18 protein-coding genes are annotated in these 22,016 nt (G+C 33.3%); 8 read left to right on the forward strand and 10 right to left on the reverse strand.

Annotated features, from left to right (window positions below):
* Nucleotides 1-14 precede the first annotated feature (14 nt).
* Nucleotides 15-1,040, reverse strand: coding sequence for a 2-hydroxyacid dehydrogenase (locus BXU01_RS17720; protein ID WP_083694402.1), 1,026 nt, complete (start codon nucleotides 1,038-1,040; stop codon nucleotides 15-17).
* Nucleotides 1,041-1,159: 119 nt separating this feature from the next.
* Nucleotides 1,160-2,083: a DUF4274 domain-containing protein gene (locus BXU01_RS17725; RefSeq protein ID WP_083694403.1), complete on the reverse strand. Its 924-nt coding sequence runs from the start codon at nucleotides 2,081-2,083 to the stop codon at nucleotides 1,160-1,162.
* A 237-nt stretch (nucleotides 2,084-2,320) separates the two neighbouring features.
* Here BXU01_RS17725 and BXU01_RS17730 point away from each other — a divergent pair, with 237 nt between their 5' ends.
* Together BXU01_RS17730 and BXU01_RS23900 are read left to right on the forward strand one after the other, a co-directional pair.
* A complete protein-coding gene (locus BXU01_RS17730) occupies nucleotides 2,321-2,761 on the forward strand; it encodes a hypothetical protein (RefSeq protein WP_083694404.1) in 441 nt (146 codons plus the stop codon).
* Between the two features lie 164 nt (nucleotides 2,762-2,925).
* Nucleotides 2,926-3,669, forward strand: coding sequence for a hypothetical protein (locus tag BXU01_RS23900; protein WP_255373795.1), 744 nt, complete (start codon nucleotides 2,926-2,928; stop codon nucleotides 3,667-3,669).
* 54 nt (nucleotides 3,670-3,723) lie between these two features.
* On the opposite strand, the gene BXU01_RS17740 is transcribed toward BXU01_RS23900, so the two are convergent.
* The 5 genes from BXU01_RS17740 to BXU01_RS17765 all read right to left on the reverse strand — a co-directional run bounded on the left by BXU01_RS17740 (nucleotide 3,724) and on the right by BXU01_RS17765 (nucleotide 9,870).
* Nucleotides 3,724-6,201: a zinc-dependent metalloprotease gene (locus BXU01_RS17740; RefSeq protein ID WP_083694405.1), complete on the reverse strand. Its 2,478-nt coding sequence runs from the start codon at nucleotides 6,199-6,201 to the stop codon at nucleotides 3,724-3,726.
* Nucleotides 6,202-6,378: 177 nt separating this feature from the next.
* On the reverse strand, nucleotides 6,379-7,665 hold the full coding sequence (gene hemL / locus BXU01_RS17750) for a glutamate-1-semialdehyde 2,1-aminomutase (RefSeq protein WP_083694407.1): 1,287 nt from the start codon (nucleotides 7,663-7,665) through the stop codon (nucleotides 6,379-6,381).
* A 73-nt stretch (nucleotides 7,666-7,738) separates the two neighbouring features.
* Nucleotides 7,739-8,635, reverse strand: coding sequence for a glucosaminidase domain-containing protein (locus BXU01_RS17755; protein ID WP_083694408.1), 897 nt, complete (start codon nucleotides 8,633-8,635; stop codon nucleotides 7,739-7,741).
* Entirely contained in the window at nucleotides 8,628-9,524 is an 897-nt protein-coding gene (locus BXU01_RS17760; protein ID WP_123774095.1) for a 1-aminocyclopropane-1-carboxylate deaminase/D-cysteine desulfhydrase, read from the reverse strand. Before BXU01_RS17760 ends, BXU01_RS17755 begins: the two co-directional genes overlap by 8 nt.
* Before the next feature lie 10 nt (nucleotides 9,525-9,534).
* A complete protein-coding gene (locus BXU01_RS17765; protein ID WP_083694410.1) occupies nucleotides 9,535-9,870 on the reverse strand; it encodes a hypothetical protein in 336 nt (111 codons plus the stop codon).
* Nucleotides 9,871-9,971: 101 nt separating this feature from the next.
* Between BXU01_RS17765 and BXU01_RS17770 the strand changes: the two genes are divergently transcribed.
* From BXU01_RS17770 to ilvA, 4 genes are all read left to right on the forward strand, one after another.
* Nucleotides 9,972-10,154 carry a DUF5522 domain-containing protein gene (locus BXU01_RS17770; protein ID WP_083694411.1) on the forward strand — a complete coding sequence of 61 codons (183 nt, stop codon included), beginning with the start codon at nucleotides 9,972-9,974 and terminating at the stop codon, nucleotides 10,152-10,154.
* Nucleotides 10,155-10,693: 539 nt separating this feature from the next.
* Nucleotides 10,694-12,670 carry a urocanate hydratase gene (locus BXU01_RS17775; RefSeq protein WP_083694412.1) on the forward strand — a complete coding sequence of 659 codons (1,977 nt, stop codon included), beginning with the start codon at nucleotides 10,694-10,696 and terminating at the stop codon, nucleotides 12,668-12,670.
* A gap of 35 nt (nucleotides 12,671-12,705) precedes the next feature.
* Entirely contained in the window at nucleotides 12,706-13,245 is a 540-nt protein-coding gene (locus BXU01_RS17780; protein WP_083694413.1) for a DUF4136 domain-containing protein, read from the forward strand.
* 334 nt (nucleotides 13,246-13,579) lie between these two features.
* Entirely contained in the window at nucleotides 13,580-14,824 is a 1,245-nt protein-coding gene (gene ilvA / locus BXU01_RS17785) for a threonine ammonia-lyase IlvA (RefSeq protein WP_083694414.1), read from the forward strand.
* 84 nt (nucleotides 14,825-14,908) lie between these two features.
* Here the strand turns inward: ilvA and BXU01_RS17790 are convergent, their stop codons facing one another.
* Complete coding sequence (locus BXU01_RS17790; RefSeq protein WP_083694415.1) at nucleotides 14,909-17,056, reverse strand: RICIN domain-containing protein; 2,148 nt, start codon at nucleotides 17,054-17,056, stop codon at nucleotides 14,909-14,911.
* A 393-nt stretch (nucleotides 17,057-17,449) separates the two neighbouring features.
* On the opposite strand from BXU01_RS17790, the gene BXU01_RS17795 reads away from it, so the two are divergent.
* Nucleotides 17,450-17,830: a group III truncated hemoglobin gene (locus BXU01_RS17795; RefSeq protein ID WP_083694416.1), complete on the forward strand. Its 381-nt coding sequence runs from the start codon at nucleotides 17,450-17,452 to the stop codon at nucleotides 17,828-17,830.
* A gap of 4 nt (nucleotides 17,831-17,834) precedes the next feature.
* Here BXU01_RS17795 and BXU01_RS17800 read toward each other — a convergent pair whose 3' ends face one another.
* Nucleotides 17,835-18,917: a DKNYY domain-containing protein gene (locus tag BXU01_RS17800; RefSeq protein WP_083694417.1), complete on the reverse strand. Its 1,083-nt coding sequence runs from the start codon at nucleotides 18,915-18,917 to the stop codon at nucleotides 17,835-17,837.
* A gap of 234 nt (nucleotides 18,918-19,151) precedes the next feature.
* Between BXU01_RS17800 and BXU01_RS17805 the strand changes: the two genes are divergently transcribed.
* A complete protein-coding gene (locus BXU01_RS17805; protein WP_083694418.1) occupies nucleotides 19,152-20,909 on the forward strand; it encodes an aromatic amino acid hydroxylase in 1,758 nt (585 codons plus the stop codon).
* A 322-nt stretch (nucleotides 20,910-21,231) separates the two neighbouring features.
* On the opposite strand, the gene BXU01_RS17810 is transcribed toward BXU01_RS17805, so the two are convergent.
* The gene (locus tag BXU01_RS17810; protein ID WP_055094690.1) at nucleotides 21,232-21,861 is read right to left on the reverse strand and encodes a DUF4230 domain-containing protein; all 630 of its coding nucleotides are present in this window, start codon (nucleotides 21,859-21,861) and stop codon (nucleotides 21,232-21,234) included.
* Nucleotides 21,862-22,016 lie beyond the last annotated feature (155 nt).

A 22,016-nucleotide genomic window follows, 5' to 3' on the forward strand; every position in this document is an offset into this window, starting at 1 on the left:
AGATTACGTTTTTTTTAAACCAGCAAAGCCGCTTTATTTTCTATCTCATTATTGGTCAGCAAAGACTTTATATTATTAAAAGTAACCAAAGCAATCTGTGTTAAAGCCTCATTGGTAAAAAAAGCCTGATGCGCGGTAACCAGAACATTAGGAAAACTCATTAAACGCTGAATCGCATCATCCTGAATAATGTCTGCAGATAAATCTCTAAAGAATAATTTCTCTTCCTGTTCGTAAACGTCAATTCCCAAATAACCAATTTTACCTTCTTTTAAACCTTCAATAACGCAAGCTGTTTCTATCAATCCTCCCCTGCTTGTATTGATAATCATCACGCTGTCTTTCATTAAATCAATAGAATCTTTATTGATGATATGTTTCGTGTATTCGTTGAGCGGACAATGCAATGAAATAATATCGCTCGTTTTAAAAATTTCTTCTAGTGATACAAACTCAATTCCGTCCTTTATCATCGCATCATTTGTGACAATGTCATAAGCTAAAACTTTACACCCAAAACCAACTGCGATTTTTGCAAAAGCTTTTCCGATATTTCCCGTCCCAATGATTCCAATTGTTTTTCCGAATAAATCAAAACCTAATAATCCGTTTAGCGAAAAGTTTTGTTCACGAACTCTGTTATACGCTTTATGAGTCTTTCTATTTAAAGTCAAAATCATCGCCATAGCATGTTCTGCAACTGCCTGAGGAGAATATGCCGGAACGCGACATACTTTTATATGGTATTTTTTTGCAGCTTCTAAATCAGCATTGTTAAAACCGGCGCAACGTAATGCAATTATTTTTACATTCTTTTCTGCCAATTGCCTGATTACGGATTCGTTGACAATATCATTTACAAAAACACAAACTATAGAAGCATTTTCGATTAAAATTACGGTTTGAGGATTGAGTTGCGTTTCAAAAAAATCCAATTCAAAACCAAAATCCTTATTATACTTATCAAAGAAAGTTTTATCATAAGGCTGAGTCGAAAAAAAAGCAATTTTATTGTTGTTTGATGATATGTTCAAGCTCATAATAATTTATTTCAGGTTGTTAAATTCTAGTTTCACTAAATTACGGAATTAATTCTGAAGTAAATTTCTGATAATTAAAAAAGAGTTTCAATTGAAACCCTTTTGTCAAAATTCTTGGCTTATTCTCTAAATTTTAAATGATCTGTACTAAACAATAATCCAATACCACTGTAAGGATCTCTTTTTAAATCATAAAAATTGTTTACTCCTTCTAAATCTTTATACAAATCAAAAATTATTGATGAAGGCTGAAAACTATCTATGGTATGATTTATAATAGTATCTGATAAACATGTCAGTTCTTTTGTAATATTTGTAACTCCAATATTATTTCCAGTTTCCCAATCCCAAATAATCCAGTTCCAATTGTGTTTTTTATGAACACAATCCATCCATAAATACGATAGATTTTTAATTTTTATTTTTCCTAAATCTTTATCCTTCCAATATTCCACACTTTCTATTATGGCTTTTATCGCATCATCTGTTTGATTGTACACAAAATCAGGATTCGAAATTTGAATGGTTTTTATGGCATCAGCAACTTTTGTATTAATCGTTTTTAATTCTTTTTCGTTGGGATTTCTCAAGAAAGCAAACTCAATATCGAGTCGCTCAAAAACAATTCCCGACGATTTTACAAGCATTTCTGCAGGAATGCATTTTGTATTAGAATATTCATTTAAAAACTCTTCCTTTGGATCAAAAGAAAAATTCTCTTCTTTATAAAAACCGGAAATATATCTTTCTTCAATTTCTTTAATCAACTTATAAGAATCATAATTGAGATCTTCTTTTACTTCATCTTCATTTTTAAATTTACAAAAATAATCAGGCTGCAACAGCCAATACAAACAAAGCGCTGTTCCTTTATCCAGATATTTTTGTTTAATAATCCATTTAAAAGGCTCGATTCCGTCATCATAATTCCAATGCTGTACAAATTGATGCAACTCAGCAGCAGTTAATTTTTGATACGACATCTCGCTGTTTACTGCTTTAAGAACTCGATTTTTATTCTTCTTATTAAATAAATGTTCCATATTTATTTTTGTAATTCTATTTTTAAATTTCCAATATATAAGCAAATTTAAAAACCTATTCTCTTAAAAACATCACAATCAAACATAATTACTACAATTAAAAAACCCATACCAATCAAGGAACAATATTGCCGAAGATTTTTTCGTTTTGTTAAATAATTTACAATTCTGATTATCAGATTAAACCTATTCAATTTGATAAAGTCTAATTGCTATAACAATTAAAAAACGTACCTCATGAAAAAATTATTTATCGCAGCTTTGTTATTCGTTGGAATAGCGAGTTTTGCACAAGAAGCGGATCAAAAACCTGCACGCGAACCAAGAGAAAAATTAACTCCGGAACAACGCAATGAAAAACAGTTGAAAAAAATTACGTCAGAATTAAACTTAGATGCTAAGCAACAAGCCGAGGTAAAACTACTTTTAGCAGAAAGAAGCGCTAAAGCAGAAAAGTTAAGAGAAGAACGTAAAGATCGAAAAGACAGTAATACAAAACCGACGGCCGCAGAAAGAGAAGCTTTTAAGAATGAATTAAAAGTGGAAAAAGATGCTAATGATGCTAAAATGAAAGCGATTCTAAATGCTGATCAATACAAAAAATGGACGGCTATTCAGGAAGAAAAAAGAGAAAAAGCAAAAGAGAAAATGAAAGAATACAAACAAGAAAATAACTAATTACAGTTTACAAAAAGAGGCTCTGAAAGCCTCTTTTTTATTTTAGAATGTCATTATGTTTTCCTTAATACTTTGTGTTAATTAAAAGATAAATCAGACAATTCGATTAAACTTAATAAAATCATGGCAGTCTAATTGCTATAAACCTTTTAAAAAAACGAATTATGAAAAAATTATTTATCGCAGCTTTATTATTCGTTGGAGTAATAAGTTTTGCACAAGACATCAATCAGAAAGTAACACGTGATCAACGAGAAAAACTAACTCCGGAACAGCGTAATGAAAAACATTTACAAAAGTTAACTTCTGAATTGAGTTTAGATAAAAAACAGCAAGAGCAAGTAAAACAATTACTCGCAGAAAGAAGTGCTAAAGCAGAAAAGTTGAGAGATGCTAAAAAAGACAGTAAAACAAAACCAACTGCCGCAGAGAGAGAAGCTTTTAAAAAACAAATGGAAACTGAAAAAGCAGCAAACGATGCTAAAATGAAAGCAATTCTAAACGCCGATCAGTACACAAAATGGACTGCTCTTAAAAAAGAACACAGAGATCATATGGGTAAAGGTGATCACAGAGGCAAAAGAGATATGAAATCTCCACAAGAACGCAATCAGGCACATTTGCAAAAGCTAACAACGGAATTAAATTTAAATGCCGATCAGCAAAAACAAGTAAGCCAGCTTTTATCTGACAGAAGTGCAAAAATTGAAACGCTTAGAAAAAGCAGAGGTGATGCAAAACCAACTGATGCTGAAAAAGCAGCCATGAAAAAACAGATGGAAGAAGATCACAAAGCAACAGATGCTAAAATGAAATCTATTTTGAATACAGATCAATATAAAAAATGGAGTGCAATTCAAAAAGAGCACAAAGACAAAATGAAAGATCACCGAAAAGATAAAATGTAATTGAGATCAAAAAAAAGAGGCTTTAAAAGCCTCTTTTTTGTTTTTTATAAAATCTTATTTCGGATTTAAAATCAAATCAATTCGCTTGATACAATCTTCATAATGGTACTTTGTTTCTGTATTTACCGGCTTTGCTTTTGCTGCTGTAAGAGTTGATCTTAATGCAGATAATTCACCACGGACTAACGCTCTTACATCAGATTGTGCTACATTATAATAGATTACAGATCTGTCTGTTGGTTTAATTTCTTCAGTCATTAAAGCACCCATTCTGTCAATATAACCACGTTGCAGGTTTCTTCTGTATATCGTTACATTCGCCGGCGTAGCAGCTGCTTCCTTCCAGATTCCTTTTCGTGTATCTCTCATTAAATCCAAAGCTTTATACGTATCTGCACCAAGGATTTCATTATCCATCAATCGGCCAATTCGGCCAATACTCAATAAATTATTCAGATGCCTAATCTGCAAAGCTCTAAATCTTTCTGTATAACCTGAAACATCTGTGTTTTTTAAAGTATTGATGTTTACAATCCAGGTTGGTGACGCAAAAGCATTTGTCTGAAGCCAGTTCATTGCTTCTGTTTGTTTTGCTTTTGGAACCACTTCGTAAATATTTCCGGCTTGATTTGGTTTTTTAGTGTTTTCATAAACTCCTCCAACATTGGTTACAACATGACCTACATATCTGCTCCAGGCTTCCAGCATTTCTTTATATAATTCATCTAAATCTCCGTAATCATTGGTTACATTGCTTGTCCATTCACTTAAGTGACCCGCCACATATTCGAGATTTTTAAGTCCGTATGAACTTGCTTTCATCGAATTATTCCCAATGTCTTCTGTTTGGGTTGTAGGATCAAAAGCACTACTTTGTTTACCAAATTTATACAACGGATTTCCTGCTTTTTCTAAAATCCATTTGTCTAAAGCTGGAGTTTCATCCTGAGGAGATTTAGCATTTGGGATTACTCTGTATCCCCAATTTACTGCATATTGATCATACGCTCCCATTTTACGAACAAAACGAATATTTTTATCTCCCGGTTGAGCGATGTAATTAAAACGGGCATAATCCATTATACTTGCAGAGATTCCGTTTTGCTGTGTAAAATCACCATTTCTGTAACTCTCTACATCATAAGCACAACTTGCTCCCATATTATGAGGAAAACCTAAAGCATGACCTACTTCATGAGCAATTACCATTCGCATCATTTCTCCCATTTCTTCATCGCTGGTTTGCAAAGTTCTTGCCGAAGGATTTGCTGCTCCGGTTTCTAACAAATATCTGTTTCTGTACGAACGCAAATGATTGTGATACCAGATAACATCACTCTCGATAATTTCTCCTGTTCTGGGATCAGAAACACTTGGCCCAACTGCATTACGCGTTGTACTTGCTACATAACGAATCACAGAATAACGAATATCTTCAGGGCTAAAATCAGGATCTTGCTCTTTTGTTGGCGCATCTTTGGCAATAATAGCATTCTTGAAACCAGCAGCTTCAAAAGGTTTCTGCCATTCTTCGATTCCTTGTTTAATATATTTTCTCAGCTTTTCAGGTGTTGCAGGGTCTAAATAATACACAATTGGTTTTATAGGCTCAACTAATTCTCCTCTATTATAAGCTTCAGGATCTTTAGGTTCTAATCTCCAGCGGCGAATGTATGTTTTAAGATCAGATTTTAATTCATTACTTCCGTAATCGTATTGACTCACAGTAAACCATCCAACTCTGGGATCTGCTAATCTTGGTTTCATTGGTACTTCCGGCAATAAAACCATCGATTGATTCATTTGTATACTTATAGATTCTGTATCTTCTAACATTGATGGTTTCGAAGCATTATATGTCATATCCTGAATCACTTCGATATTCATTGGAAAACTTTTGATCGTGTTAATAAAACTTCTCGAATCATCAAGTCCTTTTACTTTATAAGTTTCACGCATTTCTGCAGATATTCCGCTGATCGCCTTAACATCTGTACTATAAAATTTAGTAACATCAATAACGGTATTTGCTGAATCTTTGCTAAAAGCTACAATGTCAAAAGCAAATAAAGTTGGCTCATAATTGTTCGATTTTACCGAAATACTGATTGGTAAAGTATCATTGGCAACGGCATTGTATGATTTTGATTTGATAAGGATTTTATCCTGAAAACGCTGCCAGATTATTAATTGCTCATTAGTTTCAGAACCGGCGTTTACATATCCACCACCCAAATTTGAAGGTAATTTTGAAAGTCTGCTTACTAAAAGCATGTCTTTATCTAAATATTTATTGGGAATCTCGAAGTAGTATTTTTTATCGACTTTATGAACAGTAAAAAGTCCCGGATCAGAAACAGCATCTTTAGTAATTACTTTACTGTATTCTTTAATTGTAGATTCTGATTTTTTCTCTGTCGGAGCAACTGTAGGTTCTCCTTTTTTGGGATCTTTCTTTTTAGATTGCGCAAATTGTTTAGTAGAAAACAGCATGAAAACTGCCATTGTAATAAAAATGAAAAATTTCTTCATTTATTGTAGGTTTAGTGGTTATTCGATAAACAAAAATAATTTTTATTCTAAATACAGAAAGAAAAACACCCTTATTAACTTTTCATTAACTAATTTAAAACAGCCCAATAAAAAAGGTTCAGCTTTAATTAAAAAGCTGAACCTTAATCGAAAAAGTATATTTTTAGTTTTTAAAATTTAAAATGTCTTTGACACTTTATCAATTGCATTAATTGTAAAATCTAAATCTTCATATGTTAATGCATCTGTAATAAACCAGGTTTCATAAGCAGATGGAGCGATATAAATACCTTCGTTTAATAAACCGTGAAAGAATTTCTTAAACGTTTCATTATCTCCTTTTGCAGCAGTTTGAAAATCTGTCACCGGATTTGCATCAAAGTGAACAGAAATCATTGAACCTACTCTATTAATCGTAAAAGCAACATTATTTGCTTTTAAAACTCTATCGATTCCAGCGGCTAAATAAGCTGTTTTTTCTTCTAAACGAGTAAAAATTTCACGATCATTATCAAGTGCCTGCAACATTGCCAATCCTGCAGCCATCGCTAACGGATTTCCTGACAATGTTCCTGCCTGATAAACCGGACCAAGCGGTGCTAAATAATTCATGATTTCTTCGCGTGCAGCAAAAGCACCAACCGGTAAACCTCCACCAATTACTTTCCCGAAAGTGACAATATCTGCATTGATATTATACAATTCCTGAACTCCTCCACGAGCCAAACGGAAACCAGTCATAACCTCATCAAAAATCAGTAAGATTCCGTTTGCGGTACACAATTCTCTTAATCCTTCTAAGAAACCTTTTGCTGGTGAAATACAACCCATATTCCCGGCAACTGCTTCAATAATAATTGCTGCGATTTCGCCTTTATTAGCTTCGATTAAAGTTTTTACATTCTCTAAATCATTGTATTTTGCCAACAAAGTATCTTTTGCAGTTCCTTCTGTAACTCCCGGGCTATTTGGCGATCCAAATGTTACAGCTCCACTTCCGGCCTGAATCAAAAATGAATCTGAATGTCCGTGGTAACAACCTGCAAATTTTATTATTTTATCTCTTTTTGTAAATCCGCGAGCCAGACGAATCGCACTCATACAAGCTTCTGTACCTGAATTTACAAATCTTATTTTGTCAATATTCGGAACCATCGAAACCGCCAAAGCAGCAATCTGAGTTTCGAGTTCTGTTGGCATTCCAAATGAAGTTCCAAGTTTTGCTTTTTCAATTACGGCATCAACAACCGGCTGATAAGCATGTCCCAAAACCATTGGCCCCCAGGAATTGATGTAATCTATTAACTTATTTCCGTCTTCATCATATAAATAAGCACCTTGGGCACTTTTTACAAAAATTGGAGTTCCTCCTACTGCTTTAAAGGCTCTAACTGGTGAATTTACTCCTCCCGGAATTACTTTTTCTGCTTCAGCAAAAAGCTGACTACTTCTTTTATATAACATTATAAATTTAGATTTCTGATTTTAGATTTTAGATTGATTTCAAAACTGAAAACGGAGACTGAAAACTAAAAAACTACTTCACTTTTAATCTTTGACCAATAGAAATGGCATTGTCTGAAAGATTATTTTTTCGTTTTAAGTCATCAACCAATACGTTGAATTTTTTTGAAATCGAGTACAATGTATCTCCTTGTTGTACTTCGTATAAATTAGGATCGTTTGAATTTGAGTTTGAAGAACTTTTTGCCGGAGTCGACACACTTTTTGCTGGAACCGTTTTATTAATAGGAACATAATTTCTTCCAGTAACCTGACAGTCATATTGATGTAAGTTGTAACGTTCAATATAGCTAATTAATTTATCCGGATAATTAGGATCTGTAGCATAACCTGCCGCTCTTAATCCTTTTGCCCAGGCTTTATAATCATCTTTTTCGTAAGTAAATAAAGTGGCGTATCTATTTTTTCCCACCAAAAATAAAGCATGATCTCTATATGATTCTGAAGCTTCGGGATATTTTCTAAAACATTCCTGAGCAGAATCATCATCGTGACGAACACTTTCTCCCAACCAGTCTTTGTGACATTTTATACCAAAATGATTGTTTGCTTCTACTGCCAAATCTCCTCTTCCGGCACCAGATTCTAAGATTCCCTGTGCCAAAATAATACTTGCGGGAATGCCGTATTTCTGCATATTTCCCATTGCAATATCTTTGAACTGTAAAATATAATTATTGATTAAATCGCTGGTTACAACTGTTTTTGAAGTCGATTGTATGACTTCAGTTGTATTATTTGTAGAAGGGTAGTTTTTACCAATAGGCTTAACCGGAGTTTGCTTTTTTGTTGTTGCTACTCGAGGCCTCTGAACCGCGGCGGCTTTTCTGGTCGTTGCAATAGTAGGTTTACTAGACGAACAGCTTGTCAATGTTGCGATTATGAAAGCTATTATAATTTTTTTAAACATTGCTTTTAAGTATTGGTAATTTTTTCTGCTTCAATTTTATATTCATTCCTGCAATACCCTGCAATCCGCCGGTATGAAGAAGTAATATTTTTGAATGATCAGGAAAATAGTTTTTATGGATTAAATCTATAACGCCAAAAACCATTTTTCCTGTATAAATTGGATCTAAAGGCACTTTTGTTTCTTCAAAAAAAGTGTTGATAAATTCAATTAATTCTAAATTTATCTTCCCATAACCTCCAAAATGATAGTCAGAAATCAAATTCCAGTTATCTTGTTTTGCAAAAATACGAATTTCATCGGTTAAAAAGTCACCTTTTAACGCCGGAAACCCTAAAATTTTCTGATTTGGCAACGCACTATTGATCAATCCGGAAATTGTTCCGCCAGTTCCTACCGCACAACAAACAAAATTAAAAATGGCGTCTTCCTCTGTCAAAATCTCTTCGCAGCCTTTTACAGCCAGTTCGTTTGTTCCGCCTTCGGGAACTAAATAGAAATCGCCAAACTTCTCTTTTAATTTTTCTATAAACGAGATTTCACTTTTCAATCTGTAATCTTCTCTGGAAACAAACTCAAACTGCATTCCGTTTTCCCGAGCAAATCTCAAGGTTGGATTTTCTTCTATTTTATCAAAAAGTTCATCGCCACGAATAACGCCAATAGTTTTAAAACCTTGTTCTTTTCCGGCATATGCAACTGCAGCAATATGATTTGAAAAAGCCCCGCCAAAAGTCAATACCGTTTCTTTATTTTCGGCTTTTGCCTGAAGTAAATTGTATTTTAGCTTTCTAAATTTATTGCCGGAAACAAACGGATGAATCAAATCTTCACGTTTTATTGTAAGCGAAATATCGTTTGGAAAATTAATATGAATTTCCTGGTTCAAAATCTATGTTTTATTTTAATGTTATGTATTTGAGAAACCGAAAGAAAGATCGTTTTTTCAAATAATTTAAATCCGTTTCATTTGCATAAGCTTCTCTTTCAAAACTTATATTTCGATACGCCAAGTCTTTATTTTTATATTGTAGTAACCTAATTGCATATTCAAGTCCATAAAAAATATAAAAAGGTAAAACCAATAATTCTAATTGTTGTCTCAAATGAATTTTTTCATGATTAACAAAAACAGGATTATTTTTATCAAAATCGTATTTTAAAACCACAAACGGAAACACAGCCATTCCGCGATATCCTTTCGGAATTAAATATTTAGCAACAATCAGAAACATTAGCTGTAAAATTTATAAATTTGTAGATAAAAAATGTTCAATTTCATTAAAATCACAATCAATTTGATTTTAAAAGCAGAACATAAAACCAATGCAGATTTATGAAAGAGCAAAGTAATGAAAATAAACTAATCGAAGGCGAAGATTTTTATTATACTCCCGAAGGTTATAAATGCTTTACTGAAAAACACCATCTAAAACGTGGTTATTGCTGCAAAAGTGGTTGCCGCCATTGTCCGTATGGATTTGATAAAAATACAGGTCAAATTAGAAAAAAAGTCTAATTAGGCAATGTGCCAATTTGATAATGAGATAATTTGTTAATGTAAAAATATATCAATTAGATAATTCAACAATCTAAAATCAATAATCTAAAATCTAAAATTGTAAATGGATATTCTCTTGCGAAAATTTAGGATTACCATCCACAAATCCTATCACAGGTCGGATATTCGTTATCCTTAGTTTTAATTAGAAAATGTTACAATGTGCCAATGAGATAATTTGAAAATGAGATAATTATTCAGATTAAATTTTTATTGCAATATTTCGCTCCTGTGGAGCTTATTAAATGTAAATTACCAAATAGATACAAAGCCTTGGAAAGGCGAAATATTTATAGAAAATAATAATTACACAATACAAAAGCTCCAGAGGAGCGAAATATTGGTAGAATCAATTCATCCTCAGTCGCATTATAGATTTAAGTCCGGTAGAACAAAATAATCCAAAAAACAAAAAATTAATCTGTTGTTAATCTTGCTAAATTATCTTAGCAATTTAGTCCCGAAGATTCGGGATAGCAACTTAGCATCTCTAAAAAATGACTTTTCAAGAACAAATAAAACAAGGAATTCCGTCAATATTACCTCCAAAAGCAACATACGATTTAGCCATTAACCACGCGCCAAAACGAAAAGAAATTCTTTCGGCAGAAGAGAAAAAACTCGCGCTAAAAAATGCATTACGTTATTTTGAGGCCAAACATCATGCAGAATTAATTAAAGAATTCTCAGAAGAATTAGAAACTTACGGTCGTATATATATGTATCGCCTACGTCCAGAATACAGAATGTACGCACGACCAATTGACGAATATCCTGGAAAATCTATACAGGCAAAAGCAATTATGCACATGATTCAGAACAATCTGGATTATGCTGTGGCCCAACATCCGCATGAATTGATTACTTATGGTGGTAACGGAGCTGTATTCCAGAACTGGGCGCAATATTTATTGACGATGCAATATTTGTCTGAAATGACAGATGAGCAGACTTTGACGATGTATTCAGGTCATCCCATGGGATTATTTCCTTCGCACAAAGAAGCGCCAAGAGTTGTCGTTACAAACGGAATGGTAATCCCAAATTATTCTAAACCGGACGATTGGGAAAAAATGAATGCTTTGGGTGTTTCGCAATACGGGCAAATGACGGCGGGAAGTTATATGTATATTGGACCTCAAGGAATTGTACACGGAACTACTATTACGGTTTTGAATGGTTTTAGAAAAATAAAATTAAATCCTGAAGGAAATTTATTTGTGACTTCTGGTCTTGGCGGAATGTCCGGTGCGCAACCAAAAGCAGGAAATATTGCGGGTTGTATTACAGTCTGCGCCGAAGTAAACCCAAAAATCACCAAAATTCGTCACGAACAAGGCTGGATTAACGAGATTGTAACTTCAACTGAAGAATTAGTAAAAAGAGTTACTTTAGCGAAAGCCAATAAGGAAGTGGTTTCGATTGCTTATTTAGGAAATGTGGTCGACGTTTGGGAATGTTTCGATCAGGAAAACATCAAAATTGATTTAGGATCTGATCAGACTTCGCTTCATAATCCTTGGGCTGGAGGTTATTATCCGGTTGGGATTTCGTTTGAAGAAGCATATGAAATGATGGCAAATAATCCTGAATTATTCAAAGAAAAAGTACAGGAATCTTTACGTCGTCAAGCTAAAGCAATAAACAGACATACCGCAAAAGGAACTTACTTTTTTGATTATGGAAATGCCTTTTTACTTGAAGCTTCGCGTGCCGGAGCAGATGTAATGGCAGAGAATAATATCGATTTCAAATATCCGAGTTATGTACAGGATATTATGGGGCCAATGTGTTTCGATTACGGTTTTGGACCTTTTAGATGGGTTTGTACTTCAGGAAAACCAGAAGATTTACAAAAAACAGATACTATTGCAAGTCAGATTTTAGAAGAATTGGCGAAGACTTCTCCTAATGAAATTCAGCAGCAAATGCAGGACAACATTAAATGGATCAAAGGCGCACAGGAAAATAAATTGGTTGTAGGTTCACAAGCCAGAATCCTCTACGCTGATGCAGAAGGCAGAATTAAAATTGCCGAAGCCTTTAATCAGGCAATTGCAAAAGGCGAAATTGGAACAGTTGTTCTAGGTCGCGATCATCATGATGTTTCCGGAACAGATTCGCCTTACAGAGAGACTTCTAACATCTATGACGGATCTCGTTTTACGGCAGATATGGCGATTCAAAACGTGATTGGTGACAGCTTTAGAGGTGCTACCTGGGTTTCGATTCATAATGGTGGCGGAGTTGGCTGGGGAGAGGTTATAAACGGTGGATTTGGTATGGTTCTTGATGGCTCTAAAGAAGCTTCAAAACGTTTAGCATCAATGCTTTTTTGGGATGTTAACAACGGAATTTCAAGAAGAAGCTGGGCCCGAAATGACGAAGCCATTTTTGCTATAAAAAGAGCAATGGAAGTTCAGCCATTATTAAAAGTAACTTTGCCTAATATTGTAGATGAAAATCTCTTTTAGGCAAAGAAGATTAGAACATTAAAATTTTTAAACATATGAAAACATTCAAATTAGTACCCGTTTTTTTGCTTTTGATACTAGCCTCATGCAGCACGGTAAGTGTATATTCTGATTACGATAAAAACGTAGATTTTGCACCTTATAAGACGTATGCTTTTTTTAAGCCCGGAATTGATAAGGTCGAAATTTCTGATTTGGATAAAAGACGTATTCTGCATGCTATAGAGGAAGAAATGCAAGCCAAAGGTTTTACAAAAAGTGAAAACCCGGATTTATTAGTAAATATTTTTACTAAATCAAGAGAACAAGTAAACGTAAACCAATTTAGCGCCGGTTGGGGTTACGGTTGGGGTTGGGGATGGAATCCTTACATGATGTACGGAGGAAATCAAACTACAGTATCTACTTCTACAGAAGGAACTTTGTTTATTGATTTGATCGATGCTAAAAAGAAAGAAATGATCTGGCAAGGTGAAGGAGTTGGAACTCTAACTAAAAACATCGATAAAAAAGATGCTAAGGTAAAAGAAATTGTATCAAAAGTTTTGGCACAATATCCGCCGGTTAAAAAATAGTTTTCAGTCTCAGTTTTCAGTTTTTTATAAAAACTAAAAAAAGTTATTGACTACTTTACAAAATAATCAATACATTTGTCATTCAATTATCTGAAATGAAAAACTTAAATATCATTATTATCTCTATTACTATTATTGCTATTCAGCAATAGTGGCGAGGTATTATATAAATAAGTAAACAAAATACAATTTATCAAACCTCCCACATCGGGAGGTTTTTTTATTTAAAAAACTATTAGCAATAGATTTTTTTGCCACAGATTACACAGATTTTCACAGATTAAAAATCTTTTTAAATCATTTAATCTGTGGCAAAAAATAACAAACAAAAATTATGAATTTATTTAACGAAGTACTTGCTGCAAAAAAGCAACTCGAAAATGTAGTTGCCGCTACTCCACTCACACAAAATTTAAATCTTTCAGAAGAGTTTCAATCGACTATTTTACTGAAACGGGAAGATTTACAAATTGTACGTTCATACAAAATTAGAGGCGCTTACAACAAGATTTCTTCGTTGAACGAAAAAGAAAAAGCAACCGGAATTGTTTGTGCAAGTGCTGGAAATCATGCGCAAGGTGTTGCTTATTCGTGTCATCTTTTGCAGATACAAGGCAAAATCTATATGCCTAAAACAACTCCAAAACAAAAAGTAAAACAAGTTCAGTTGTTTGGTAAATCGTTTGTAGAAATTGTATTAACCGGAGATACTTTTGATGATGCCTATGCTTCGGCAACAGCAGATGCTATCCAAAACCATAAAATATTTATTCATCCTTTTGATGATGAAAAAGTAATTGCAGGTCAGGGAACTGTAGGTTTAGAAATTCTGGAAAGTTTTAAAGAACCTATCGATTATGTTTTTGTGCCAATTGGCGGTGGCGGACTGGCTTCCGGATTATCTGAAGTTTTTAAGCATTTAAGTCCAAATACTAAAATTATTGGTGTTGAACCAAAAGGTGCTCCTTCGATGAAAACTTCGATTGAAGAAAATAAAAACACAGCCTTAAAAACGATTGATAAATTTGTAGACGGCGCGGCTGTAAAACAAGTTGGTGACAAAACTTTTGAAATTTGCAGATATAATCTCGAAGATATTATTCTGGTTCCCGAAGGAAAAGTCTGCACCACAATTTTACGATTATACAATGAAGAAGCTATGGTTGTAGAACCTGCCGGAGCTTTGACAATTGCAGCTTTAGATTTTTATAAGGACAAAATAAAAGGCAAAAATGTAGTTTGCATAGTAAGCGGGAGTAATAATGATATTGAAAGAACTGCAGAAATAAAAGAGCGTTCTTTACTTTACGAAGGATTGATGCATTATTTCATGATTCAGTTTCCGCAGCGGCCGGGAGCTTTGAAAGAATTCGTGAATAACATTTTAGGCCCGGATGATGATATCACTTATTTTCAGTTTGCCAAGAAAAACAGTCGTGAAGTAGGTTCTGTAGTCGTAGGTTTAGAATTGAAAAATAAAAATGACATTCTCGCAATTAAGATGAATATGACGAAAAATGGTTTTGAATTTCAATACCTCAATGATAATCAGGATTTGTTTACCCAACTAATAGGATAAAAACAAAAGGCTGTCAGGATATTACACCAGACAGCCTTTTTAAATGAGAAATAAAATTACTAATTAAATTCCCAAAATTTATAATTATTGCTTCAGTACTTTTTTAGAATAGGATCTCTCACTATCACTAACTTTAACAACATAAAGTCCTTTTGGTAATTTCGAAATTTCTATTTCCGCTTCATTTCCCCTTGTAAAATCAACTGTTCTTTTTAAAACACTTTGACCAGAAGCATTGTAAACTTCGACTTGACCGGAACCTGAATTTGGTGTATTAATTTTTAAATATTCATTTGTCGGATTAATGTAAAGAGAAAAATCTGATGGTGTAGTAACTTCTACATCTCCAACTTTTTTAGCCGCAGAAGCCTCAACTTGTACCAATTGCCACTGCTGATTCAATCCTCCTGTGTAAGACCAAACCTGAATATTAGCGCCGTTTGCAGTAGAAACATTTTCAACATCCAGCGATTTCCCACTGTTTACATTAATGATTTTATAATAACCTCCACCAAGACTTTCAACTGTCCATTTAAACTCATTTGAAGCTGAGAATGCTCTTTGCTGCACTTTTATTCCATCAGCAGTACTATTATTTTCTGTCGCTAGATACATTCCTGTCGATTTTACAATAATGTAATAATTCCCGCTTCCGTCCGGAACAAACTTCCAGCGTTGGTTATTTCCTCCTCCGTTTGTAATATCATATTGCTGAATACGTCCACCGCTTGTAGTCGAATTATCTGCAACATCTAATCCTTTATTACTGTTTCTGGAAATTATGTTATAATATCCGGGAAAAGAAGTTGATGGCGGCGATCCTGCTGACCAATTAAAAGTAACTGCCGATGAAGCCGGAACCGTATAATTAAATGCTGATGATCCGGAAACAATTTTGATTGTATTTGCTGATCCGGAGTTATAAATTACAAGCGCAATCGATCCGTCCGGGTTTTTAAATCCGGCTGAAAGAATAGTTCCGTTTGTACTGGAAGAATTTATTCTTAAAGCTCCCGGTTTTACAAATTTTGAAATTTGCCCAATAATATAATATGCCACATTCTTGGTGTAACTGGTACTATTATTTACGGTAATTGCACCCAAACAAGTGTTGCATCCGCCGGGAGTACGAGGGCCTAAACCTGAATTATTTGCCGCGTTCCATTCCAGAACTGTTTTTGCCCAGTTATTGGTACTTCCAATAACTACGTTTTGCATATGCCAGCCAAAATCCCCGCTAAAACTTCCGCCTGATCCTGTGTATTGTTCTGTAAAATAAACGTTTTTGTTCGTTGCATTTCGCACTGTCGACATTGCTGAAATATTTCCTAAATACAAGTGAAATGCTGCACCATCGACATAACTGCTATTGTTTAAGACATCAATAGGATACGCTGTATTATCGCAATTATGATCAAAAGCAATAATCTTTATATTTCCGTAACCTGCCGCAGCCATTTGTGGTCCAAGTTGTTGATTGATAAAGTTCTTTTGCTCCGTAGAATTCATTAACATACTTGGTTCGTTATTTGGATTTTCAGGTTCGTTTTGAGGTGTGATTCCCCAGATCGAAATTCCCTGAGCCTGCATTGCCGCAAAATATTTTACAAAATATCTCGCATAAGCTGCATAATATTGAGTTTGTAAACTTCCGCCAACCCATGAATTATTGGTTTTCATCCATCTTGGTGCTGACCACGGAGTTGCCAGAATTTTTATATTTGGGTTAATAATTTGTATCTTTTTTATAATTGGGATTAAATACGTTAAATCCGGTCCGTTAAGACTGAAGTTATTCATGTTTACATCACCGGAAGTTTCGTTATAACTGTACGAAGAACTGCTTAAATCTGAAGCAGCAATACTAATACGAACTACACTGGCGTTTAAACCTGTAACTGGATTGTACAAATCATTTAATAATTGATTTTGCTGAGTCGCAGCCATTCCGCTAATTACCTCGCAGCTTCCCTCAGTAAGTGTGTAACCAAATCCGTCCATGGTTTGGTAGGTTGTTCCTGCATTAATTGTGACTGTCGAAGGATTACTTCCGGAATTTGTTCCAAAGTTTACAGTGCCTTGCTGCTGTAGTAATTTAGTCTGATCTCCGCTTGTTATCCACGGAGTAACCGTTTGTGCATTCATCTTAATAGTAAATGAAAATAGAATAATAAAGTACATTATTATTTTAAAGTTCATTTGGTTTGTTCGATTTTGGGTAGTTTTTTTCATCTTTTACTGAGTTTTTAATAATTAAATTTTTCTTATTTTTTAAGATTAATTTTATTAATTCACATCAATATTATGTTAATTTTCCCTAATTATATAATTTTAAAACTTTACAAATACACATCATATCAAGATTTCACCTTTACAAAAACTTATCTAAAAAAAAATCAACATATTGACTAACAATAACATAAAAATTTATTTTCCGGTAAAAATCTTACTTTAATTTTCAACACCTTAAAAAAACAATACACAAATTGATATCATAAAGACTAATTGGCTTATCACTCTCTCTTTTAAGGTAATTAAATAAAAAGAATAATTGAAAATGATAAATATCAGTGAATAAAAGGTTCTTTAAATCGTATTTTTGCATTTGATTTAAATCTTTAAAAAATGGCTCTTCAAGATATTTCAAACATAGAAGATATTAAACTTTTAGTAAACACTTTTTACGATAAAGTACAAAAAGACGATTTGATTGGTCCCATATTCAATGAAAGAATGTTAGGAAGATGGCCAGAACATTTAGAAAAAATGTATCGTTTTTGGCAAACCATACTTCTTGAAGAACATACTTATTCCGGAAGTCCTTTTCCTCCACACAAACAACTTCCTGTGAATCAACTTCATTTTGATCGCTGGATGGAAATTTTTATAGTAACAGTCGATGGATTATTCGTTGGAAAAATAGCTGAAGAAGCCAAAGTTCGTGCTGCAAATATGGCGTATATGTTTAATTATAAAATTGACTATTTTAGAAATTTAGAAAAATAAATTTCTAAGCTTTATTGGGAGATATAACCTGTCCATCTTTATATCGATTCTGTCCATCTTCCCAAATACCATATTCTGATGTTGCTTTAAAAGTATCAGGATTTGCTCCTTTTACGATATTATTCTTAAAATAGACATGTTTAACATCTTTTGAATATTCATTAGAAATAATTTTGAAGCTCAAATAATCAGCCTGAGCAATTTTTTCGCAGTCAAAATAAATACTGTTTTTATCTTTCGAGAAATTATGATCTAAATCTTCAAAAGATTCCACATCAATTTCAGGACGTTGAATGCCTTTGTTAATCAATATGTTATTTACAATTATTTTCCAATAATCAATACTTTTTACTGTCACGATAGAATCAAATGTATGAAGTTCAAATTCAGACTTTGTAAAAGCAGAAACTACTGAATTACCAATCTGAACATAGGTTTCGTTTATTGGCTTAATTTCGCCATCTATCCTTTTATGCTTTCGGATAACTTGATTTACTTCTAACATTTCGATTCCTTCACCCCTATAAGTAATAATTGCATAAATAAAATTGGCATCAATAGCAATCGCATCATTTAAAGGTTTGAAAGTATGAGGATCACCTTCTATTTTTTTATTTTTATAATAAACAGCATTAATATCCTTAAACCAATTAATATGTTGGTAATTTTCTATAGAAGAATCTAATAACTGATATGTTTTTGGGTCAGCATCCTTAATAATTTCCAGCTCATCAAATTTATTACCATTACTATTATACACATAATTCTTATCTTTTATGATAAAACCATCAATTTCAAAAGTATCATAATCAACCAATTGTTTTCTTCCTTTCCAAAAAACACTATTTTTATCTTTCCCAAAATCTTGATTTAAAGGCTGAAAAGTTGCAACATCTGCAGTAGATTCAAAATATCCTAACTCAAACCAATTGCCCATTGGTGAATAAACAATTAACTTTTTTCTGTAATGATGAAAATAGGAATTTGAAACTTTTAAGTTTACCGGTTTTCCTATCTTAAATAGAAAAAACCTAATTACTAAAATGGCTAAAATAACTAGTGCTAAAATGATATATAAAACTTTCATACTGATATAAATCCAAAAAATACGGTCTGTAAAACTAACTAATTTTATTATTATTCGACAATTGTATTTTATTTTTAAAACAGAAAAAAGATTGCTTATTAAACTTGAGTCTAAAAGAAATAAATTAAAGATTGTGTAATAAAACGATCTTATTATTAAAAATCTATAGTAAAAAAAATTATTTTAGTACTCTAAATTCGTAATTTTACATTCTTAATCTACAACGTTTTCGAAATGAATGCAAGTATTGAAACAAACCCGTTATTAGAGCGATTGCCTAAACATTTAAAGCAATTTATTAAACCTCAGGATTATAGCGATTACACTCCTATAAATCAAGCGGTTTGGCGTTATGTAATGCGTAAAAATGTAGATTATTTATCAAAAGTTGCACATCATTCTTATCTGGAAGGTTTACGCAAAACAGGAATCGAGATTGATTCTATCCCAAGTATGTATGGAATGAATAGAATTCTGACCGAAATTGGCTGGGCTGCAGTTGCCGTTGACGGATTTATTCCGCCAAATGCATTTATGGAATTTCAGGCTTATAATGTATTAGTAATTGCTTCAGACATTCGACAATTAGAACACATCGAATATACGCCCGCACCGGACATTATTCATGAAGGTGCCGGCCACGCTCCTATTATTGCCAATCCTGAATATGCCGAATATTTGCGCCGTTTTGGCGAAATTGGCTGTAAAGCTATTTCCTCTCATAAAGATTACCAGATGTATGAGGCAATTCGATTGCTTTCGATTTTAAAAGAAGCCGAAGATACACCTCAGGAAAAAATAGATGAAGCCGAAAAAGCTGTTGCCGATTTGCAGAATAATATGGGCGAATTGTCTGAAATGGCCCAAATTCGAAACCTACATTGGTGGACAGTTGAATATGGTCTTATTGGAACTGTTGAAAATCCAAAAATTTATGGTGCAGGATTACTCTCTTCTATTGGTGAAAGTGCCTGGTGCATGACAGATAACGTGAAGAAAATTCCTTATGACATCTCAGCTGCGAATCAAAATTTTGATATTACACAATTACAACCTCAACTATATGTTACGCCAAATTTCTCCTATTTAAGTTTGATTCTGGAGCAATTTGCTAATAAAATGGCTTTAAGAACCGGAGGACTTTCGGGAATTCAAAAACTAATTCATTCTAATGCTTTAGGAACAATTGAATTAAGTACAGGTTTACAGGTTTCAGGTGTTTTTACAAATGTGATTGAAGAAGAAGGAAAACCTGTTTATATTCAAACCACAGGAAAAACAGCTTTATCATACCGTGAAAAAGAATTGGTAGGTCATGGAACTTTGACTCATCCGGAAGGATTTGGAAGTCCGATAGGGAAACTGAAAGGATTCAATTTAGCGATTGAAGACATGAGTCCAAAGGATTTACAGGCTTATAGCATTGTTGAAAATGAAACGGTTAAACTTGAATTTGAAGGTAACATTATTGTTGAAGGGGAAATCATTACGGGATCCAGAAACCTGCACGGAGAAATTATTCTGATTAGTTTTAGAAATTGTACCGTTATGCATGGCGAAAAGATTTTATTTCAGCCTGAATGGGGAAATTATGATATGGCAATTGGTAAAAAAGTAGTTTCTGCATTTTCCGGTCCAGCCGATGTAAATAGTTTTGATTTGATTAATTCAGTGCCTAAAACGACCACTATAAAAGCAAAACATACAGATGAACGTGATGATCTTGAAGTTCTTTATCAAACTGTTCGCATGGTCAGAGAAAATAAAGATTCTAAATCTGAATTGAAATCTGTATTTGAAAAATTAAAACAAAATCATCCTAACGATTGGTTGCTTTCTGTTGAAATTGCAGAGCTTCTGAAAGATTCAAATGAAGAGCAACTTTTACAGGAAGTGTTGGTTTATCTGGATCAATTGAAAGTAAAACGTCCTGAAGTGGCGCATTTAATTGCCGGTGGCTTGGATTTGATTTTTGACAAGAAAGCAGTTTAAATTATTGCCCGCGGATTTTACGGATTAAACTGGTGAACGCAGATTTTATTTTAATTTGGCGAAGACGCTGGATCGCAAAATTTCTCCTAATGTTAATGAAAATATTTCACGCAGATTTTGCTGATTGAAGCTGATATTTGCAGATTTTTTAATCTCGCGAAGACGCTAAGTCGCTAATTTTTTTCTCATTTTATGTCATTTCGACCGAAGGGAGAAATCACACTCGTAAATTGACAAAGGTTAAAGACTTTCTTTGCGGAGTTTCCAGTGAGATCGTAAAAACCTTTGAACCTCTGCAACTTTGAACCTCTGAACCCTTCCTCTACAATTTTAGGTCTTCATTAAAATCTTTATCAGATTCGATTGTTTTTCCTTCGTATTGTAATTTCCAGCCCATTGAATTAGTCAGGATTAAAATCTTGGACAATTCGCTTATTAAACGGTTTTGAGCATTCGTTTTCAAAGTAGATTTCTCTATTTTTTTAGCCAGATTCGCTTTTACAGATTTATTGATTTTATTATAGTCATCTCCAGTAAAAGGATTCAGTTTACTTTGCTCTACATCATAAAACTGAATATCCGGATTGATTGTAATTTCTTCTTTTGGAATGTTTAAAATCGTTATTGTTTTATTTTTTTCGTCGATATCATATTTCATTTTGTGTAAATCGTAGGCAACCGTAACATTTGCATTTACAACTACAAGTGCTTTTTTCTCAAAAGAAACCATATCCATCAAATATTTCTGCTGATTTTTATAAGTTATAACTTCTGAAAAATGTCCCTCTGTAACCACCAGTTTTCCAACATTCAGGATTTGCTGCTGAATTAGATTTGTATTGTAATCAATGGTAGAATCGTCTTCTTTTTTAAACTCGCAATATTTGAAAGCCAGAACTATTACCAGTACAAGCGCAGCTAAAACTATTATTCTCTTTATTAAATTTTGCATTACTTTATTTTATTAGACCAATTTACTTCTTTTTACAAGAGCTTAAAAGTTTTTCACCATGAAGTTTTTTTTCTTATATTTTTTTGCCACGAATTTCACAAATTTTCACTAATGCTTTATGTATAATTTTAATAACGTGAATTTAAAAATTCGTG

The sequence above is a fragment of the [Flexibacter] sp. ATCC 35103 genome (assembly GCF_001975985.1).
GTDB lineage: Bacteria > Bacteroidota > Bacteroidia > Flavobacteriales > Flavobacteriaceae > Flavobacterium.

What these genes read in the sequence shown, in the direction of transcription:
- BXU01_RS17730 (WP_083694404.1), top strand. Translation starts at nt 2,321, where the DNA reads ATGAAAAAATTATTTATCGCAGCTTTGTTATTCGTTGGAATAGCGAGT.
- BXU01_RS17805 (WP_083694418.1), top strand. Translation starts at nt 19,152, where the DNA reads ATGAATGCAAGTATTGAAACAAACCCGTTATTAGAGCGATTGCCTAAA.
- BXU01_RS17720 (WP_083694402.1), bottom strand. Translation starts at nt 1,040, where the DNA reads ATGAGCTTGAACATATCATCAAACAACAATAAAATTGCTTTTTTTTCG.
- BXU01_RS17765 (WP_083694410.1), bottom strand. Translation starts at nt 9,870, where the DNA reads ATGTTTCTGATTGTTGCTAAATATTTAATTCCGAAAGGATATCGCGGA.
- BXU01_RS17800 (WP_083694417.1), bottom strand. Translation starts at nt 18,917, where the DNA reads ATGAAAGTTTTATATATCATTTTAGCACTAGTTATTTTAGCCATTTTA.
- BXU01_RS17780 (WP_083694413.1), top strand. Translation starts at nt 12,706, where the DNA reads ATGAAAACATTCAAATTAGTACCCGTTTTTTTGCTTTTGATACTAGCC.
- BXU01_RS23900 (WP_255373795.1), top strand. Translation starts at nt 2,926, where the DNA reads ATGAAAAAATTATTTATCGCAGCTTTATTATTCGTTGGAGTAATAAGT.
- BXU01_RS17770 (WP_083694411.1), top strand. Translation starts at nt 9,972, where the DNA reads ATGAAAGAGCAAAGTAATGAAAATAAACTAATCGAAGGCGAAGATTTT.
- BXU01_RS17795 (WP_083694416.1), top strand. Translation starts at nt 17,450, where the DNA reads ATGGCTCTTCAAGATATTTCAAACATAGAAGATATTAAACTTTTAGTA.
- BXU01_RS17790 (WP_083694415.1), bottom strand. Translation starts at nt 17,056, where the DNA reads ATGAAAAAAACTACCCAAAATCGAACAAACCAAATGAACTTTAAAATA.
- BXU01_RS17740 (WP_083694405.1), bottom strand. Translation starts at nt 6,201, where the DNA reads ATGAAGAAATTTTTCATTTTTATTACAATGGCAGTTTTCATGCTGTTT.
- BXU01_RS17725 (WP_083694403.1), bottom strand. Translation starts at nt 2,083, where the DNA reads ATGGAACATTTATTTAATAAGAAGAATAAAAATCGAGTTCTTAAAGCA.
- BXU01_RS17755 (WP_083694408.1), bottom strand. Translation starts at nt 8,635, where the DNA reads ATGTTTAAAAAAATTATAATAGCTTTCATAATCGCAACATTGACAAGC.
- BXU01_RS17810 (WP_055094690.1), bottom strand. Translation starts at nt 21,861, where the DNA reads ATGCAAAATTTAATAAAGAGAATAATAGTTTTAGCTGCGCTTGTACTG.
- ilvA (WP_083694414.1), top strand. Translation starts at nt 13,580, where the DNA reads ATGAATTTATTTAACGAAGTACTTGCTGCAAAAAAGCAACTCGAAAAT.
- hemL (WP_083694407.1), bottom strand. Translation starts at nt 7,665, where the DNA reads ATGTTATATAAAAGAAGTAGTCAGCTTTTTGCTGAAGCAGAAAAAGTA.
- BXU01_RS17775 (WP_083694412.1), top strand. Translation starts at nt 10,694, where the DNA reads ATGACTTTTCAAGAACAAATAAAACAAGGAATTCCGTCAATATTACCT.